Source organism: Streptococcus oralis, assembly GCF_901543815.1.
GTDB classification, from domain to species: Bacteria; Bacillota; Bacilli; order Lactobacillales; family Streptococcaceae; genus Streptococcus; species Streptococcus oralis_CM.
On the sequence record NZ_CABEIU010000002.1, the window covers coordinates 1174699 to 1191250 of the forward strand.

Here is a 16552-nt window from a genome sequence, read left to right on the forward strand (position 1 = left end):
AGCCCTCTGGACTGATTCTTTTTACGAATTTGTTTTGTCCTCTTTAAAGACTTCTTTGAGGTAAGCATCGAAAACTTCCTCATCTGAAATGGTATCTGAGATAAAGCTTCCATTGCTAGTACGTTCTGACAAGTTGAGGTCTTGCAATCGACTCTCATAGATTGTTCCCTTGTTAGATTGGACAAGCAGCGTTTGGTCGTTTTCTTCTACTTCTGTACTAAAAAGATCACCAACGAAACCATGCTCTACAACTGCTCCAGCCAAGAAGACACGGTGCGGTTTGTTTTTCAACTCACGCAAAACTTGTAGGCCTCGTTTAGCACGGCCAGTCGCTGGAATTTCCTCAATAGAAACACGTTTCAAGCTTCCACGTTGGGTCAAGAGGTAGAAGGATGAGGTGTTACAAATAAAGGCAACCTGAAGCGCATCATCTGCTTTCAGGTTCATTGCCTTGACACCTGCAGCCTTGGCACCAACAACTGGAACCTCTTCGATATTGAAACGAAGGGCGTAACCATTTTGGCTAATCAAGAATACATCATCTAGTTTAATCGGAGCCACTGCTACAATCTGGTCTGTCTCGTCTTTGAGTTTAGCGTACTTGACAGATTTAGACTTATAAGTTCTCCATGGAGAGAATTCTTTGCGTTCTACGCGCTTGATTTGACCAAGACGAGTTGCAGCAAAGTAGGTTGTAGCATCATCAAACTGATCCACGACTTCTGCATAGAGTATTTCTTCGTTAGTTTCAAAGTTTGTAACTGTCTGGCTCAGATGCTCTCCGATATCCTTCCAACGAATATCTGCCAATTCGTGGATTGGTCGATAGATGACATTCCCAAGAGTCGTGAACATCAAGAGATGCTGGGTTGTCTTGGCAGATTGAACAAAGATCAAACGATCATCATCACGCTTGCCAATTTCTTCCAGCATTGAAGCCGCAAAGGAACGAGGACTAGTACGCTTGATGTAACCAGCCTTGGTTACGCTGACATAAGTATCTTCCTCGGCAATCAAACTAGCTGTATCAATCTCGATGACTTTTGCTGTATCTTCTAAAGAACTCAAACGTGGAGTCGCAAATTTCTTCTTGACCTCACGAAGCTCTTTCTTCATGAGATTGTACATAGTTCGTTCATCACCGATGATAGCAGCAAGCATAGCAATCTTTTCACGAAGTTCTGCTTCTTCTTCCTGCAAGACAACCACGTCTGTATTGGTCAAACGGTAAAGTTGTAAGGTCACGATAGCCTCAGCCTGCTCTTCTGTAAAATCATAGCTGACCTTGAGATTTTCCTTGGCGTCAGCCTTGTTCTCAGAAGCACGGATAAGGGCAATGACTTCGTCCAAAATCGAAATCACGCGAATCAAACCTTCAACGATATGGAGGCGTTTCTCAGCCTTTTCCTTGTCAAAGCGGGAACGAGCCAAAATCACTTCACGACGGTGGGCTATATAGCTAGATAAGATTGGGACGATCCCAACCTGACGAGGCGTAAAATTGTCAATCGCCACCATGTTAAAGTTGTAGTTGATTTGTAGGTCGGTGTATTTGAAGAGATAGTTGAGGACAAGCTCCGTATTAGCGTCTTTCTTGAGCTCAATAGCGATACGAAGACCGTCACGGTCAGACTCATCACGAACCTCAGCAATACCAGCCACCTTGTTGTTGACACGAACATCATCGATTTTCTTGACCAGATTGGCCTTATTGATTTCATAAGGAATCTCAGTGATAACGATTTGTTCCTTACCACCTTTTAGCTTCTCAATCTCAGTCTTAGAACGAACGACCACGCGCCCTTTCCCAGTTTCATAGGCCTTCTTGATTTCATCACGCCCTTGGATGATAGCCCCTGTAGGGAAGTCTGGTCCAGGCAAGAATTCCATGAGCTTGTCCACCTTGGCTGTTGGGTGGTCAATCATGTAAACCGCCGCATCAATGACTTCAGCCAAATTATGCGGAGGAATATCTGTAGCATAACCAGCTGAAATACCAGTCGAACCATTGACCAAGAGGTTTGGAAAGGCTGAGGGCAAAACCGTCGGCTCTTTCTCGGTATCGTCAAAGTTCCAAGCAAAAGGAACTGTCTTTTTCTCGATATCTTGAAGAAGATAACCAGCAATCTCAGACAAACGAGCCTCGGTATAACGCATCGCCGCAGGCGGATCTCCGTCCATAGAGCCATTGTTACCGTGCATTTCAACTAAAATCTCACGATTTTTCCAATCCTGAGACATACGAACCATGGCATCATAGATAGAACTGTCCCCGTGGGGGTGGAAATTCCCCATGATGTTACCGACAGACTTGGCTGACTTACGGTAGCTCTTGTCAAAAGTATTGCCATCCTTATTCATCGAATAAAGAATACGACGTTGCACAGGCTTCAATCCATCACGAATATCTGGCAAAGCCCGGTCTTGAATGATGTACTTGGAGTAGCGACCAAATCGCTCTCCCATGATGTCCTCAAGGGACATGTTTTGAATGTTAGACATAATAATTCTCTTTTTAGTGTTTTATTGTAAAGTAAATCTATATTTTATAAATTTAACTGTTTCTTTTTAGGTAGTGAGAAAAGAAGAGCAATCCTACTAATCCTAGAATGAATAAAAGATTAATTTTAATAACAAATAAGCTAAGTAGGGTATTAATTAGGCCGTGAAAAATAGCGCAATAAAGGATCGACTTAGTCTTTTTGAAAACAGCTGCTAGAAGAATACTGAGATAAATTGCAAATAGACTGAATAATATAAAAGGCATCCTACTTTGGGAACTTCCAATCACAAACCATAAAGGTACATGCCATATTGCCCAAATACAACCTGTTATCAAACCGGAAATCCAAAAGGAGAATCTAGTTTCCAAAGTTGGTTGCAAGATGCCTCGCCATCCCAATTCTTCTTCGCCACCATAAACACAGACTGCACTCAAAAAAACAACAAACAAATTTCCTAGTGGAAAAGCCGGATTAAGCTCCTTAGATGAGAAAGCAATGACACCTGTCTGCACGAAAATTAGTAAAAGAAATAACAAAATATATTTCTTTGAGTCCCCTAAGATAAAAGAGACTATGCTTTTAATGGATTTTTGAGGCAAACAAGAAATGGCTGCAATGGTTGGACCGAAACCTCCTAGTAAATGGAGAAAAACTCCTAGTGGACTTGTTAGACTTAAGAGGCTCATTTGCGTCAGAAAAGCGAGCAATCCCCAACCAAATCCCCAAGAAATGAGAAAACTAATCAGTAAAAATTTTGTTGTCTTATTATTTTGTAAATGTTTCATTTGTTTCGAGTCTCTCCTCAGCATACTCGATCATCCTCTCTGCGGTTACTTTGTCATAGTGGAAGCCGGTTTTAAGAGAGAAGGCCTGCGCTTCTCTGTGGAAAAGGTCCATCGTAGCAAACAAAGACTGAGTGATTTTCTCTTTACTTGAAAAATCAAGCAGATTCGAGAATTCCTTCTCCTTCTCTGCAGGTAAATACTGGAAAAGATACTTGTAGTTCTTGCCGATATCGACTGTTCCATTATCACTTGCAACCTGCCAAGCTAAGATCTTCAAGAGTTCTTGTTGACAAATACCATAAAGATGATCAGTGGCATAGAGTAGTTGTTTACGACAGATTCCTTTGACTACGTAGGCTGACACCCACCAAAATTCATTGCAGGCTTTTTCAAAATCTGTCTGACTAGCTAGACTTGTCCAGTAACGTTGAGGACTTGGGAAATAGGGAACAAACAAGCCTTTCTTATCTTGTAAAACTGTATAATCAGCTTCACTATCCACCCACTCTTGAATATACTCCGTAGGACAGAGGGTCAAATCAATCCGATTGCCATCTTCAAATAGCATGAGATAAAGTCGACGGTTGCCTAGGACATTATGCTGCTCAATGATACGAGTGCCAAACTGGTCTAACCAAGAAAGGTCACTCGTCAGATTATCTAAGTCGTCCACGACATAGATCACGTCGTAATCTTGAAACTCATCTTTTTGCACTTTTGTATCAGTCCGCGAACCAGACATGGCGACAGCCTCGACTTGGAGCACTTTTGCGGCTTGAAAAATTAAATCAAGCATTTCGGGTTCCGTTCTCATGTGGTTCATCCTCATTTCTGTAAGTCCACACTTTTTATTTTTATCAGACAGTTTTTTTAAAAATTAAAAAAATTAGCAAAACTATACAAATTATTTAAAAATATATTCTACAAAATGTTTCAATTATATACAAAAACAAGTAATTCTTCTCTTGCTTCCTTAAGTTTAGGGAAATCAGTCTCTATAAAATGTATACATTGAACATCGTCAAAGTTTGTCGAGAAATATTTTGTTAAAGTGTTTACTGCTCTTAATAGTTTGTTAAAATAAGCTAAAGCCAACGGCGGAACTTCTTCAGTATTCAGATGATTAATTTCTGATTCAATTAAATCCTCAATTGCTACAAATATTTCACCTATTTCATCTTCAATATTTGAAAATAAATTCTTTTTAGAATTAAAATCATTAATAGAATTCAAAAGTTTGTCATATTCCCATTCCAAATCTTCTAATGCTCTAAAGAATATTGGAAAATCGCTTTGTAATTTTAATAGATTTGTTTTCCTTGATTGACGAGCCATTTCTTTAAGTTCTCTTAAACTCTCTTCAACCTTTTTTTGAGTTTCAGATAGTTGCTTTTGTTGAGTTGTCAGTTCTACTATATTTTTCGCGATTGAAGATTGAATAATTTCTAGCTTTCGTTGTCGTTCATCAATTTCTTTAGTATCTTTTTTTGAAATCCAAGTTGCGTAAATTATAGGTATTAGAATTGAAAGACCGCCTATACCTATTTGAATCCAATTGGAAATCCAATCAGTTGAATCAATGGCTTTAATCAATTCCTCAAACATTTCAACATTCATATTATAATCCTTGTGAATACTATGATTAAATTTAAAATATGGTTCATCGGTAACCGAGTTGTTTAATTGTAGAAATTGACTTTATATATTTCTTGCTCTAATTGCTTTATAAAGTCGATAATTATCATAAGTTTTCAAATCTTTTAGTGATTTCAACTCATTTTTAACAATAATAACTAAAAATTTCTCCGTACTCAGCAACTTCTCTTTATATTTCTCACCACCATAATAATAACATTCTACTAGCCTATTGTAATCAATACTATCTTCATTTTTAAGAACCTGCTCTTGAATAATGCTTTGTGCTTTTTCATACATTTTTGAAAGTAGAAACGAATAAAAAACTTCAAAAAAAGCTGTCTGAATAACTAATATTAAGCAAAGAATACCAATTGGCTTAACTTTATCTATATCAATACCGATTATAAATGTTACTATCGCAAGACTACTAAGAAGTAAACGATTTTCTGTCTCCATAAATTCTAGTTCAAAAACATCTTGAGTCTTTAATACAAGATAAAGAGATATGCAGGAACTAGCTGTCATTAAAGTAAAAATTAGCCAAAATAACCATATGTCATTACCAAAAGCTATTTGCAACTTGTATTCCGTAAATAAATTTTCGAAAAAGTTTAATATTCTATTGGGAGTATTTGTATTTGAGATGCTTGCAATTATTATATCTCCCAAAATAAATACATTTATAAATGTTAAAATCGAAAATAAAATTTTTCGTAAGTATCTATTAAGTGACAATAAACTCACTATAAATGAATTGTAAGTATAAGACAGTGACAACAATAATATGAAAATAGAACAAATTTCAATCAATAAATTATTAGGTGCATTCAGAGACACAATTATGGGAAATAAAACCACCATTATAACTGTCGCAAAAAAAGCTATTTTAAAATAATTATTCTGTTTTGTTTTAGAACTAACATTTTTAAAAATGTATTCTTTAGTTTCTAGAATTTTCAAAGCATCGAGTCTTTCTTGAGCTTTCTTCTTTTGATTTTTATCATAGTCTAAATATAAAGTATTACATTTTTTTGTGAATCTGTTTAGTAAGTCTAATAGTTTTTTAATAATCCACATTTGAAAACACCATTTCACCACTCTCTTCCAGCGTAAACTTGACATTATCCTCAATCCATTTACGGCGTGGTTCGACCTTATCTCCCATGAGGACATTGACGCGGCGTTCAGCGCGTGCTAGGTCTTCGATCGTAACACGGATGAGGGTACGCGTTTCTGGGTTCATGGTTGTTTCCCAGAGTTGATCCGCATTCATCTCACCAAGACCTTTGTAGCGTTGGAGGGTAGCGCCTTTACCGAACTGCTTGCGAAGTTCTTCTAGCTCTCCGTCCGTCCAAGCGTAGGCCACTTCTTCTTTCTTGCCTTTGCCTTTAGACATCTTGTAAAGAGGCGGAAGGGCGATATAGACATGTCCTGCCTCAACTAGCGGACGCATGTAACGGTAGAAAAATGTTAAGAGCAAGGTCTGAATATGGGCACCGTCGGTGTCCGCATCGGTCATGATAATGATCTTGTCATAGTTGGCATCTTCAATGGAGAAGTCTGCTCCCACACCCGCTCCGATGGTATAAATCATCGTGTTGATTTCTTCATTTTTGAGGATATCTGCCATCTTGGCCTTGGCTGTATTGATAACCTTACCACGAAGGGGCAAGATAGCCTGGAACTTACGGTCACGGCCTTGCTTGGCAGAACCACCGGCAGAGTCACCCTCGACCAGATAGAGTTCATTCTTAGCAGGATTTTTAGACTGGGCTGGAGTCAATTTCCCAGACAACAAGCCCTTATCTTTCTTATTTTTCTTACCATTTCGGCTCTCATCACGCGCTTTGCGGGCCGCCTCACGGGCATCACGCGCCTTGATAGCCTTGCGAATGAGATTGGAAGCCAGCTCCCCATTTTCCATAAGGAAGAAGGTCAACTTATCAGCCACAATTCCATCCACAACCGGACGAGCTAGTGGACTTCCAAGTTTGTCCTTGGTCTGTCCTTCAAACTGAAGGTGCTCTTCAGGAACCAGAATAGAAAGAACAGCTGCTAGTCCTTCACGGTAGTCTGACCCTTCAAGATTTTTATCTTTTTCCTTGAGAAGTCCCGTCTTACGCGCATAGTCATTCATAACCTTGGTAATGGCAGACTTGAGTCCCGTCTCATGCGTTCCACCGTCCTTGGTACGAACGTTATTGACAAATGATAGAATGTTATCTGAAAATCCATCATTGTACTGGAGGGCAACTTCCACTTGGAAACCATTGTCTTCGCCTTCAAAGTATAGGACTGGCGTCAAGGTTTCCTTATCTTCGTTGAGGTAGGAAACAAAGTCTTGTACCCCGTTCTCATAATGGAACTCGATTGCTTCATCTGTTCGCTTATCTGTCAAAGACAAGGTAACATTTTTTAAGAGAAAGGCTGACTCATTGAGACGTTCTGAAATGGTATTGTACTTGAAGTCAGTCGTAGAAAAGATCGTCGCATCAGGCATGAAGGTAACTTTGGTACCTGTCTTAGACTTGGGTGCTGTACCAATTTTCTTCAGGGTTGTAACAGGTTTTCCACCATTTTCAAAACGTTGCTTGTAGACTGTACCGTCACGAGTAATTTCAACTTCCAGCCAACTTGATAGGGCATTAACAACGGAAGAACCCACCCCGTGGAGACCTCCAGATGTCTTATAGCCACCTTGACCGAATTTCCCTCCGGCATGGAGAATGGTAAAGATAACCTCAACGGTTGGAATTCCCATGGCATGCATCCCAGTCGGCATCCCTCGACCATGGTCTTGAACCGTTAGACTGCCGTCTTTATTGATGGTCACATCAATGCGATCACCAAATCCAGACAAGGCTTCATCGACTGCATTGTCCACAATTTCCCATACTAGATGATGGAGACCAGCACCGTCGGTCGATCCAATATACATCCCTGGACGTTTACGGACCGCATCCAACCCTTCTAGCACCTGAATGGCGTCATCATTGTAGTTATTAATATTGATTTCCTTTTTTGACACAAGGAACCTCCTATTTGTTCATCTTTTCTATTTTACAGGTTTTCTAGCGATTTTGCAAAGCTTTTCCCTTTCAGCTGTCACAATTTCACAGGATATTCTCTGACTTTCTATACCATTTCATGGTATAATAGGTCTATGATGACATTTGTATTATTAATTTTAGCTTATCTGCTAGGTTCAATTCCATCTGGTCTTTGGATTGGACAAATCTTCTTTCAAACAAATCTGCGTGAACATGGTTCTGGAAACACCGGAACAACCAATACTTTCCGAATTTTAGGTAAGAAAGCGGGTATGGCAACCTTTGTGATTGACTTCTTTAAAGGAACCTTGGCCACTCTCCTTCCAATCCTTTTCCACCTTCAAGGTGTATCACCTCTTGTCTTTGGTCTTTTGGCCGTGATTGGACATACCTTTCCTATCTTTGCAGGCTTTAAAGGTGGTAAGGCTGTCGCAACCAGTGCTGGAGTGATTTTCGGATTTGCGCCTGTTTTCTGTCTTTATCTAGCAATCGTATTCTTTGGAAGCCTCTATCTAGGTAGTATGATTTCACTATCAAGCGTTACTGCTTCTATCGCAGCCGTTATCGGAGTTCTCCTATTTCCACTATTTGGATTTATCCTGAACAGCTATGACCCTCTCTTCATTTTGATTATCCTAGCACTCGCTAGCTTGATTATCATTCGTCACAAGGATAATATCACACGCATCAAAAATAAAACTGAAAATCTCGTCCCTTGGGGATTGAACCTAACTCATCAAAATCCTAAAAAATAAAACGCCAGTTTGAACTGACGTTTTTTTGTATGCTTATTTTGACTTGATGTAGTTGATACCATCTGCCTTAGGAGCAACTGCTTTTCCGAAGAAGGCTGCTAAAACAAGGATGGTCAAGACATAAGGCGCGATTTGAAGGTAAACAGCTGGCACTCCTTGTAGGAAAGGCAATTGAGAACCGATAACTGCCAAACTTTGTGAAAGTCCAAAGAAGAGACTAGAAAGCATAGCACCGATTGGGTTCCATTTACCAAAGATCATCGCAGCAAGAGCGATAAATCCAGGACCGACAATAGTTGTCACTGAGAAGTTAACTGAAATGGATTGAGCATAAATCGCTCCCCCAATTCCACCTAGGAATCCTGAGATAATAACCCCAAGATATCGCATCTTGTATACATTAATCCCCAAGGTATCTGCTGCCTGAGGGTGTTCACCAACAGAGCGAAGGCGAAGACCAAAACGTGTCTTAAAGAGAATAAACCATGCAAAGAATGAGAAGGCAATCGCGATATAACCTAGCAAACTTGTTGACTTAAAGAAGATATCGCCGATTACTGGGATATTGGCCAAAACAGGGAAATCAAAACGTCCAAAAGTCTGGCTTAAGTTATCCGTTTGTCCTTTGTTATAAAGAACTTTAACCAAGAAAACTGCTAATGCAGGAGCCATCAAGTTCAATACTGTACCACTGACAACATGGTCCGCACGGAAATGAACTGTAGCGACTGCATGGATGAGGGAGAACATAGCTCCCACGATACCGGCAACTAACAAGGAAATCCAAGGAGTCGCTGCTCCAAGTTGTTCTGCAAACTCAAGGTTAAAGACAACCCCAGAAAAGGCTCCCATAACCATAATTCCTTCAAGACCGACGTTAACGACACCACCACGTTCAGAGAAAACTCCCCCGATACTCGTAAAAATAAGTGGTGCTGAGTAAATCAGCATAGAAGAGACCAAGAGGGTGAGTAATGTTGTAATAGACATCCTTACTTACCTCCTTTAACTTGTTTTTTCGGTTTGACAAAGCGTTCAATAATATAGTGAACACTGACAAAGAAGATAATAGACGCTGTTACAATGCTAACAAGCTCAGACGGAACTTGCGCAGCGTTCATACCTGGCGCACCAACTTGCAGAACACCAAATAAGAAGGCTGCAAAGAGGATTCCAATTGGTGAATTTCCAGCAAGCAAACTAACTGCCATCCCGTTAAATCCGATAGCTAATGATGACCCCTGAACGTAAACGTTTTGGAAGGTTCCTAGACCTTCGACCGCTCCACCGAGACCAGCCAAAGCCCCAGAGATAATCATTGATAGGATGATTGTACGTTTTGCTGAAATACCAGCGTACTCTGAAGCATGGGGATTGAGACCAACTGCACGGATTTCAAAACCGAGAGTCGTTTTCTTAAGCAAGAACCAAATCACCCCAACAGCAATGATAGCAAAGAAGATACCGATATTCATCCGAGAATTGCCAGTCAACTCAGATAACCATGGTGTCTGGTAACTAGCATTGGCACTCACACGAATCGTTGAGTCTGTACTTTGCATAAAGTCTTTCGGGAAAGAATGAATAAAGGCGTTCCCTACATACAATACAATGTAGTTCATCATAATGGTTACGATAACCTCTGACGTACCGAGATAAGCTCTGAGAATACCTGGAATCGCACCAACAATTCCACCTGCGATCAGAGCAATCACTACAGTCGCTAAAATCAACATTGGACGTGGCATGTCTGGATGCGACAAGGCAAACCAACCGCTGAGAATCCATCCCGCTAGCGCTTGACCAGGAAGTCCAACGTTGAAGAAACCTGCCCGACTAGCAACAGCAAAACCAAGACCAATCAAGACTAGAGGTCCCATGGCACGGAAAATTTCCCCAATCCCACGGAGGCTACCAAAAGCTGTATAGAACAACTCCTCATAGCCCCAGATAGCATCGTAGCCGAAGATCCACATGACAATGGCTCCGAGCAAGATTCCTAAGAATACGGAAATCAAGGGAACCGAAATTTGTTGTAATTTTTTAGACATCACTCTTCTCCTTTCCCAAGTCTCCACCAGCCATCAAGACACCAAGTTCTTGTTTGTTAGTCGTTTCTGGCGATACAACACCTTGAATCTTACCATCATGAATAACAGCAATTCGGTCTGAGACATTTAAAATCTCATCCAATTCAAAACTGACAACGAGAACAGCCTTGCCATTATCACGTTCCTCAATCAAGCGTTTGTGAATGTACTCAATGGCACCAACGTCCAAACCACGAGTTGGCTGGCTGACGATAAGGAGTTCAGGATCACGATCAATCTCACGAGCAATAATCGCTTTTTGTTGATTTCCTCCTGAAAGAGCTGCTGCTGGAACAAATTCGCTTGCCGCACGGACGTCAAATTCTTCCATCAATTTCTTGGCATGTGAAGTGATATTGGCATAGTTCAAAATACCATTCTTACTGAGTGGTTCTTTATAGTAGGTTTGAAGAGCGATATTTTCTGAAATCATCATCTCCAAAATCAAACCATCACGGTGACGGTCTTCAGGAACATGCCCTACACTGAGTTCCGTAATTTGTCGTGGGTGCATCCCCACGATTGATTTGCCCTTTAATTCAATACTACCAGACTCAACCTTACGAAGACCGGTAATGGCTTGAATGAGTTCAGATTGACCATTGCCGTCAATACCCGCAATACCGACAATCTCACCAGCACGAACATCCAAAGAAAGATTTTTCACTGCTGGTACACCGCGGTTTTCATTAACAACCAAGTCCTTGATAGACAAGACAACTTCTTTTGGTTGAGGTGCCTGTTTCTCCGTTTTAAAGGAGACAGAGCGTCCTACCATCATTTCTGCCAAATCGGCATTGGTAGCTCCAGCAATCTCAACCGTCTGGATTGATTTCCCACGACGGATAACCGTCACACGATTGGATACCGCACGAATTTCATCCAGTTTGTGGGTGATTAGGATGATGGATTTGCCTTCCTTGACAAGGTTTTTCATGATAGCCATCAACTCATCAATCTCTGAAGGAGTCAATACTGCCGTAGGTTCGTCAAAGATGAGGATATCAGCACCACGATAAAGTGTCTTCAAGATTTCTACACGTTGTTGGGCACCAACGGAAATGTCCGCCACCTTAGCAGCAGGATCCACTGCCAAACCATAACGTTCAGAAAGAGCCTTGATTTCTCTAGTAGCTTCAGCTATATCTAGCACACCATTTTTAGTGATTTCACTCCCCAAAATGATATTCTCAGCTACTGTAAAAGCTTCGACCAACATAAAATGTTGGTGAACCATCCCGATTCCAAGACTAGCGGCTTTAGAAGGGGAGTCTAGTTTTACAACCTGACCATTCACTGCAATTTCACCACTAGTTGGCTCAAGAAGTCCTGCCAGCATATTCATCAGAGTGGATTTACCCGCTCCATTTTCTCCTAAAAGTGCATGGATTTCACCTTTTCGCAGTTGCAAATTGATCTTGTCGTTTGCTACAAATTCACCAAACACCTTGGTGATATCCCGCATCTCAATGACATTTTCGTGTGCCATATGCTCTTCCTTTCAGAGGTTTATTTTATTTCAATAAAACCTGCTAATCACATTAACAAGCTCTATTGAGACAAAAATTGCCTCAATTCTTAAAGAAGCGACCGATGGCCGCTTCCTAAGAAATGACTTTTATCCATTATTTTTCAGGAACTTTTACACTTCCGTCAAGAATTTTAGCTTTTGCATCTTCAACAGCTTTTTTACCTTCTTCTGAAAGGTTTGTTACTGCCAAGTCAACCCCTTTATCTTTCAATGAGTAGACGATAACTTGTCCACCAGGGAATTCACCTTTTTCTGTTTTGTTGGCAATATCTTTTACAGTTGTACCAACTTGTTTCAATGTAGATACAAGAACGAAGTTTGATTCTTTACCATCTTTAGAAGTGTATTTACCTTCTGCTGCTTGGTCACGGTCTACACCAATAACCCAAACTTTTTCGTTTTCATTTTTGCTTTCGTTCAAAGATTTTGCTTCAGCAAAGACACCAGCACCTGTACCACCAGCTGCTTGGTAGACAACGTCTGCACCTGCAGCGTATTGAGCTGCTGCAATTGTTTTACCTTTGGCAGCATCACCAAATGAACCAGCGTAGTCAACTTGTACTTTGATAGATGGGTCTACTGACTCAACACCAGCCTTAAATCCAGCAGCGAAACGTGAAATAACTTCAGATTCGATACCACCTACAAAACCAACTTGTTTTGTTTTAGTTGTTTTAGCTGCTGCAACACCAGCAAGGTAAGCTGCTTCGTTATCAGCAAATGTTACGCTCGCAACATTCTTTTGATCTTTGATCACATCATCAATCAAGACATAGTTTAAGTCAGAGTGGTCTTTTGCTGCCTCTTCAACTGCATTGTGAAGTGCAAAACCAACACCGAAGATCAGGTTGTAACTTCCAGCCGCTTGTTGCAAGTTGTTAGCATAGTCTGCTTCACTTGTTGATTGGAAATAAGTAAAGCCTTTATCTTTAGAAAGATTGTGTTCTTTACCCCAGTCTTGCAAACCTTCCCAAGCTGATTGGTTAAATGATTTATCATCAACACCACCAGTATCTGTTACGATCGCTGCTTTCGTCTTCATTTCAGATGAAGATGAAGCTGCGTTACGAGAAGAGCGGTTACCACATGCAGCAAGTCCAACTGCTGCCACTGCAACTAGACCAAGGCCTAGCCATTGTTTCTTGTTCATTACTGAACCTCCTAAATAAGATGTGCAACGATGTTGCAAGTATAGATCGTTTGGTCACGTAGACCACAGCCACTCAAAGAGTAGCTCAGACTAATTTAAGTCTGTAAATGAGTATGGAAGTAACTCCCCGACCGTCATCTCGACCGTCGATTTATCTTTAGCGACTAAAGTCACTTTTAGATCTTGTTCAAAAAATTCAACCATGACCTGGCGGCAAGCACCACATGGCGAGATGGGTTTTTCAGTTTGTCCGTAGACAATCAACTCTGAAAACTCCCGTTGCCCCTCCGAAACTGCTTTAAAAATAGCAGTACGCTCTCCACAATTGGTCAAAGGATAACTAGCATTCTCGATATTAACACCCGTATAAATGCTACCGTTCTTGGCAACTAAAACAGCTCCGATGGGAAAGTGAGAATAGGGTACATAGGCTTTCTTGCTGGTTTCAATTGCTAGTTCAATCAACTCAGTAGTCGCCATCTGCCAATTCTCCTTTTAAAATCGCAACGCCAGCAGATGTTCCAATACGAGTAGCGCCTGCTTCCACAAAGGCAAGAGCGTCTGCATATGAGCGAGCTCCACCAGCAGCCTTAACTCCCATATCTGGTCCGACTGTTTCACGCATTAATTTAACATCTGCTACCGTAGCACCACCAATTGAAAAGCCAGTAGATGTTTTGACAAAGTCAGCGCCTGCCTTCTGGGATAATTGGCAGGCCACAACCTTTTCATCGTCTGTCAACAAGCAGGCTTCAATAATAACCTTAACCAACTTGTCACCACTTGCTTCTACGACAGCACGGATGTCCGATTCAACTAAATCAAGATTGCCTGATTTGAGGGCACCAACATTGATAACCATATCAATCTCATCTGCACCGTTTTGAACAGCTTCTTTGGTTTCAAAAGCTTTCACAGCTGAAGTTGTTGCTCCAAGAGGGAAACCTACTACTGTACAAACCTTTACATCTGAGCCTTCAAGTCCTGTTTTCGCATGTTTAACCCATGTGGGATTGACACAAACGCTGGCAAAGTCATACTCACGCGCTTCAGATAGCAAACGATCAATTTGTTCTTGGCTTGCATCTTGCTTTAAAAGCGTATGATCGATATATTTATTTAACTTCATATTCGGATTCTCCCTGGTTTTATGAGATAATTTCTATAATTTCTCGTAAACTTTGCACTCCATCATTTATTTTAACATATTTTTGAAATTCTGTAACTAGTTCAGAAGAAATTTTTCCATTTGTATAAACTTTTGCAACAATTTCTCCTTTTTGAACGGAGTCTCCAACTTTCTTTTCAAAAACAATCCCTGTTTCATAGTCCAGGTCATCAGACTTGACTGCACGACCAGCTCCTAGTCTCATGGCATAGAGCCCAAATTCCATAGCTGGAAGAGCTGAAATAACACCTGTCTCTTGAGCTGGAATTTCCACCACATGAGCAACCTTGACGGGGCGATAGAGGTCTTCTAAATCACCGCCTTGTGCTGCTACCATTTCTTCAAACTTAGCCAGTGCTTGGCCATTCTCAAGATGTTTACGGATTTCCTCGATCGTTTTCTCAACATCAGCCAATCCAAGCATAATCTGAGCTAGCTCGCAGATAAAATGACTAATATCTTCTCGGCCTTTTCCTTGGAGAATCTCGATTGCCTCAAGGATTTCGAGACGATTGCCAATAGCTCGCCCCAAGGGTTGGCTCATATCTGTAATGACTGCAACTGTTTTTCGACCAACTGCCTTACCGAGATCAACCATAGTTTGAGCCAATTCGCGCGCCTCGTCAACAGTCTTCATAAAGGCACCCTCACCAACAGTCACATCTAGCAAAATGGCATCCGCTCCTGCAGCAATTTTCTTGCTCATAACAGAACTAGCAATCAAAGGAATCGTGTCGACAGTTGCAGTCACATCACGGAGGGCATAGAGAAGCTTGTCTGCTTTAACCAGCTGATCTGACTGCCCAATGACAGATACACCAATATTCTGTACCTGACGAATAAAATCTTCTTGACTTCGCTCGACTTGATAGCCCTTAATGGACTCCAATTTATCAATTGTCCCACCAGTATGGCCAAGACCACGACCACTCATTTTTGCCACAGGTACACCAAAGCTAGCAACAAGGGGAGCTAAAATCAAGGTCACCTTATCACCAACACCACCTGTCGAGTGTTTATCTACTTTGATACCATCTATGGCTGACAAATCAAACTCCTGACCTGTCTTAACCATATTCATCGTCAGGTCGGAAATCTCACGTGTGGTCATTCCTTTAAAATAAACAGCCATAGCAAAGGCAGACATCTGATAGTCTGGAACAGTTCCAGCCACATAGCCTTCAACCAGCCACTTGATTTCATTTGCAGTCAGTTCTTGACCATCTCGTTTTTTTTGGATTAAATCAACTGCTCTCATTCTTTCACACTTCTAAGGATATAATATCCCTTATCTTTCTTTACGATTTCACAATTTCCAAAAACGTCTTCCATCTTACTTTTAGCACTTGGAGCTCCTTGCTTTTTCTGAATGACGATGGTTAAATCTCCTCCGTCTTTCAAGAATTCTCTGCTCTTTTCGATAATCTCATGAACAACTTGTTTACCCGCTCGAATCGGCGGATTGGAAATAACATGGTCAAACTTCCCTTCAACTTGTTCATAGATATTGGATTGGAAAATCGTCGCTGAAACTTGGTTTCTCTCAGCATTTTGTCCCGCTAGGTCCAAGGCACGGTTATTGATATCGACCATGGTTGCCTGAACTCCATAAGCCTTGACCAAAGAAAGCCCTAAGGGACCATATCCACAGCCTACATCAAGGACCGCTTCTCCTTTGTTAACCTCTAGACACTTCAATAAAAGCTGACTCCCAAAGTCGACCATTTTCTTGCTAAAAACACCCGCATCCGTCAAAAAGGTCATTTTTTGTCCCAACAACTCCACTCTCAACTCATGAATGTCGTGAGCAGCATCAGGATTTTCTGCATAATACATTTTACTCATAAAACTATTTTACCATAATTTAGTGAAATGTTAAAT

At 40.9% G+C, this 16552-nt stretch carries 15 protein-coding genes; 1 reads left to right on the forward strand and 14 read right to left on the reverse strand.

Annotated elements, in window-relative coordinates; genetic code table 11:
• Nucleotides 1–21 precede the first annotated feature (21 nt).
• The 6 genes from parC to parE all read right to left on the reverse strand — a co-directional run bounded on the left by parC (nt 22) and on the right by parE (nt 7955).
• On the reverse strand, nt 22–2502 hold the full coding sequence (parC, locus tag FQT28_RS05975; protein WP_143989695.1) for a DNA topoisomerase IV subunit A: 2481 nt from the start codon (nt 2500–2502) through the stop codon (nt 22–24).
• A 52-nt stretch (nt 2503–2554) separates the two neighbouring features.
• On the reverse strand, nt 2555–3289 hold the full coding sequence (locus FQT28_RS05980; RefSeq protein WP_143989696.1) for a CPBP family intramembrane glutamic endopeptidase: 735 nt from the start codon (nt 3287–3289) through the stop codon (nt 2555–2557).
• Nucleotides 3270–4103: an aminoglycoside 6-adenylyltransferase gene (locus tag FQT28_RS05985; RefSeq protein ID WP_143989697.1), complete on the reverse strand. Its 834-nt coding sequence runs from the start codon at nt 4101–4103 to the stop codon at nt 3270–3272. Before FQT28_RS05985 ends, FQT28_RS05980 begins: the two co-directional genes overlap by 20 nt.
• 119 nt (nt 4104–4222) lie before the next feature.
• Nucleotides 4223–4906: a hypothetical protein gene (locus tag FQT28_RS05990; protein ID WP_143989698.1), complete on the reverse strand. Its 684-nt coding sequence runs from the start codon at nt 4904–4906 to the stop codon at nt 4223–4225.
• An 81-nt stretch (nt 4907–4987) separates the two neighbouring features.
• Nucleotides 4988–6004 (reverse strand): beta-carotene 15,15'-monooxygenase, encoded by a 1017-nt coding sequence (locus FQT28_RS05995; protein WP_143989699.1) that lies wholly within the window; start codon nt 6002–6004, stop codon nt 4988–4990.
• Nucleotides 5991–7955, reverse strand: a complete 1965-nt coding sequence (parE, locus tag FQT28_RS06000; protein ID WP_143989700.1) for a DNA topoisomerase IV subunit B — start codon at nt 7953–7955, stop codon at nt 5991–5993. Before parE ends, FQT28_RS05995 begins: the two co-directional genes overlap by 14 nt.
• Before the next feature lie 135 nt (nt 7956–8090).
• On the opposite strand from parE, the gene plsY reads away from it, so the two are divergent.
• Nucleotides 8091–8732 carry a glycerol-3-phosphate 1-O-acyltransferase PlsY gene (gene plsY / locus FQT28_RS06005; RefSeq protein ID WP_049519644.1) on the forward strand — a complete coding sequence of 214 codons (642 nt, stop codon included), beginning with the start codon at nt 8091–8093 and terminating at the stop codon, nt 8730–8732.
• A 33-nt stretch (nt 8733–8765) separates the two neighbouring features.
• Here plsY and FQT28_RS06010 read toward each other — a convergent pair whose 3' ends face one another.
• The 8 genes from FQT28_RS06010 to FQT28_RS06045 all read right to left on the reverse strand — a co-directional run bounded on the left by FQT28_RS06010 (nt 8766) and on the right by FQT28_RS06045 (nt 16516).
• Nucleotides 8766–9722, reverse strand: coding sequence for an ABC transporter permease (locus FQT28_RS06010; protein WP_125449344.1), 957 nt, complete (start codon nt 9720–9722; stop codon nt 8766–8768).
• Nucleotides 9723–9724: 2 nt separating this feature from the next.
• Nucleotides 9725–10783 (reverse strand): ABC transporter permease, encoded by a 1059-nt coding sequence (locus tag FQT28_RS06015; RefSeq protein WP_000038676.1) that lies wholly within the window; start codon nt 10781–10783, stop codon nt 9725–9727.
• Nucleotides 10776–12311 (reverse strand): ABC transporter ATP-binding protein, encoded by a 1536-nt coding sequence (locus FQT28_RS06020; protein WP_125844265.1) that lies wholly within the window; start codon nt 12309–12311, stop codon nt 10776–10778. The genes FQT28_RS06015 and FQT28_RS06020 overlap by 8 nt, the downstream gene beginning before the upstream one ends.
• 136 nt (nt 12312–12447) lie before the next feature.
• A complete protein-coding gene (locus FQT28_RS06025) occupies nt 12448–13503 on the reverse strand; it encodes a BMP family lipoprotein (RefSeq protein WP_038805409.1) in 1056 nt (351 codons plus the stop codon).
• Between the two features lie 90 nt (nt 13504–13593).
• Nucleotides 13594–13983: a cytidine deaminase gene (locus FQT28_RS06030; protein WP_000246099.1), complete on the reverse strand. Its 390-nt coding sequence runs from the start codon at nt 13981–13983 to the stop codon at nt 13594–13596.
• On the reverse strand, nt 13970–14632 hold the full coding sequence (gene deoC / locus FQT28_RS06035; RefSeq protein WP_125844267.1) for a deoxyribose-phosphate aldolase: 663 nt from the start codon (nt 14630–14632) through the stop codon (nt 13970–13972). Before deoC ends, FQT28_RS06030 begins: the two co-directional genes overlap by 14 nt.
• 19 nt (nt 14633–14651) lie before the next feature.
• The gene (locus FQT28_RS06040) at nt 14652–15929 is read right to left on the reverse strand and encodes a pyrimidine-nucleoside phosphorylase (protein WP_125844269.1); all 1278 of its coding nucleotides are present in this window, start codon (nt 15927–15929) and stop codon (nt 14652–14654) included.
• Nucleotides 15926–16516 carry a class I SAM-dependent methyltransferase gene (locus FQT28_RS06045; protein WP_143989701.1) on the reverse strand — a complete coding sequence of 197 codons (591 nt, stop codon included), beginning with the start codon at nt 16514–16516 and terminating at the stop codon, nt 15926–15928. The genes FQT28_RS06040 and FQT28_RS06045 overlap by 4 nt, the downstream gene beginning before the upstream one ends.
• Nucleotides 16517–16552: the final 36 nt, after the last annotated feature.

What these genes read in the sequence shown, in the direction of transcription:
- parC (WP_143989695.1), bottom strand. Translation starts at nt 2,502, where the DNA reads ATGTCTAACATTCAAAACATGTCCCTTGAGGACATCATGGGAGAGCGA.
- FQT28_RS05980 (WP_143989696.1), bottom strand. Translation starts at nt 3,289, where the DNA reads ATGAAACATTTACAAAATAATAAGACAACAAAATTTTTACTGATTAGT.
- FQT28_RS05985 (WP_143989697.1), bottom strand. Translation starts at nt 4,103, where the DNA reads ATGAGAACGGAACCCGAAATGCTTGATTTAATTTTTCAAGCCGCAAAA.
- FQT28_RS05990 (WP_143989698.1), bottom strand. Translation starts at nt 4,906, where the DNA reads ATGAATGTTGAAATGTTTGAGGAATTGATTAAAGCCATTGATTCAACT.
- FQT28_RS05995 (WP_143989699.1), bottom strand. Translation starts at nt 6,004, where the DNA reads ATGTGGATTATTAAAAAACTATTAGACTTACTAAACAGATTCACAAAA.
- plsY (WP_049519644.1), top strand. Translation starts at nt 8,091, where the DNA reads ATGATGACATTTGTATTATTAATTTTAGCTTATCTGCTAGGTTCAATT.
- FQT28_RS06010 (WP_125449344.1), bottom strand. Translation starts at nt 9,722, where the DNA reads ATGTCTATTACAACATTACTCACCCTCTTGGTCTCTTCTATGCTGATT.
- FQT28_RS06015 (WP_000038676.1), bottom strand. Translation starts at nt 10,783, where the DNA reads ATGTCTAAAAAATTACAACAAATTTCGGTTCCCTTGATTTCCGTATTC.
- FQT28_RS06020 (WP_125844265.1), bottom strand. Translation starts at nt 12,311, where the DNA reads ATGGCACACGAAAATGTCATTGAGATGCGGGATATCACCAAGGTGTTT.
- FQT28_RS06025 (WP_038805409.1), bottom strand. Translation starts at nt 13,503, where the DNA reads ATGAACAAGAAACAATGGCTAGGCCTTGGTCTAGTTGCAGTGGCAGCA.
- FQT28_RS06030 (WP_000246099.1), bottom strand. Translation starts at nt 13,983, where the DNA reads ATGGCGACTACTGAGTTGATTGAACTAGCAATTGAAACCAGCAAGAAA.
- deoC (WP_125844267.1), bottom strand. Translation starts at nt 14,632, where the DNA reads ATGAAGTTAAATAAATATATCGATCATACGCTTTTAAAGCAAGATGCA.
- FQT28_RS06040 (WP_125844269.1), bottom strand. Translation starts at nt 15,929, where the DNA reads ATGAGAGCAGTTGATTTAATCCAAAAAAAACGAGATGGTCAAGAACTG.
- FQT28_RS06045 (WP_143989701.1), bottom strand. Translation starts at nt 16,516, where the DNA reads ATGAGTAAAATGTATTATGCAGAAAATCCTGATGCTGCTCACGACATT.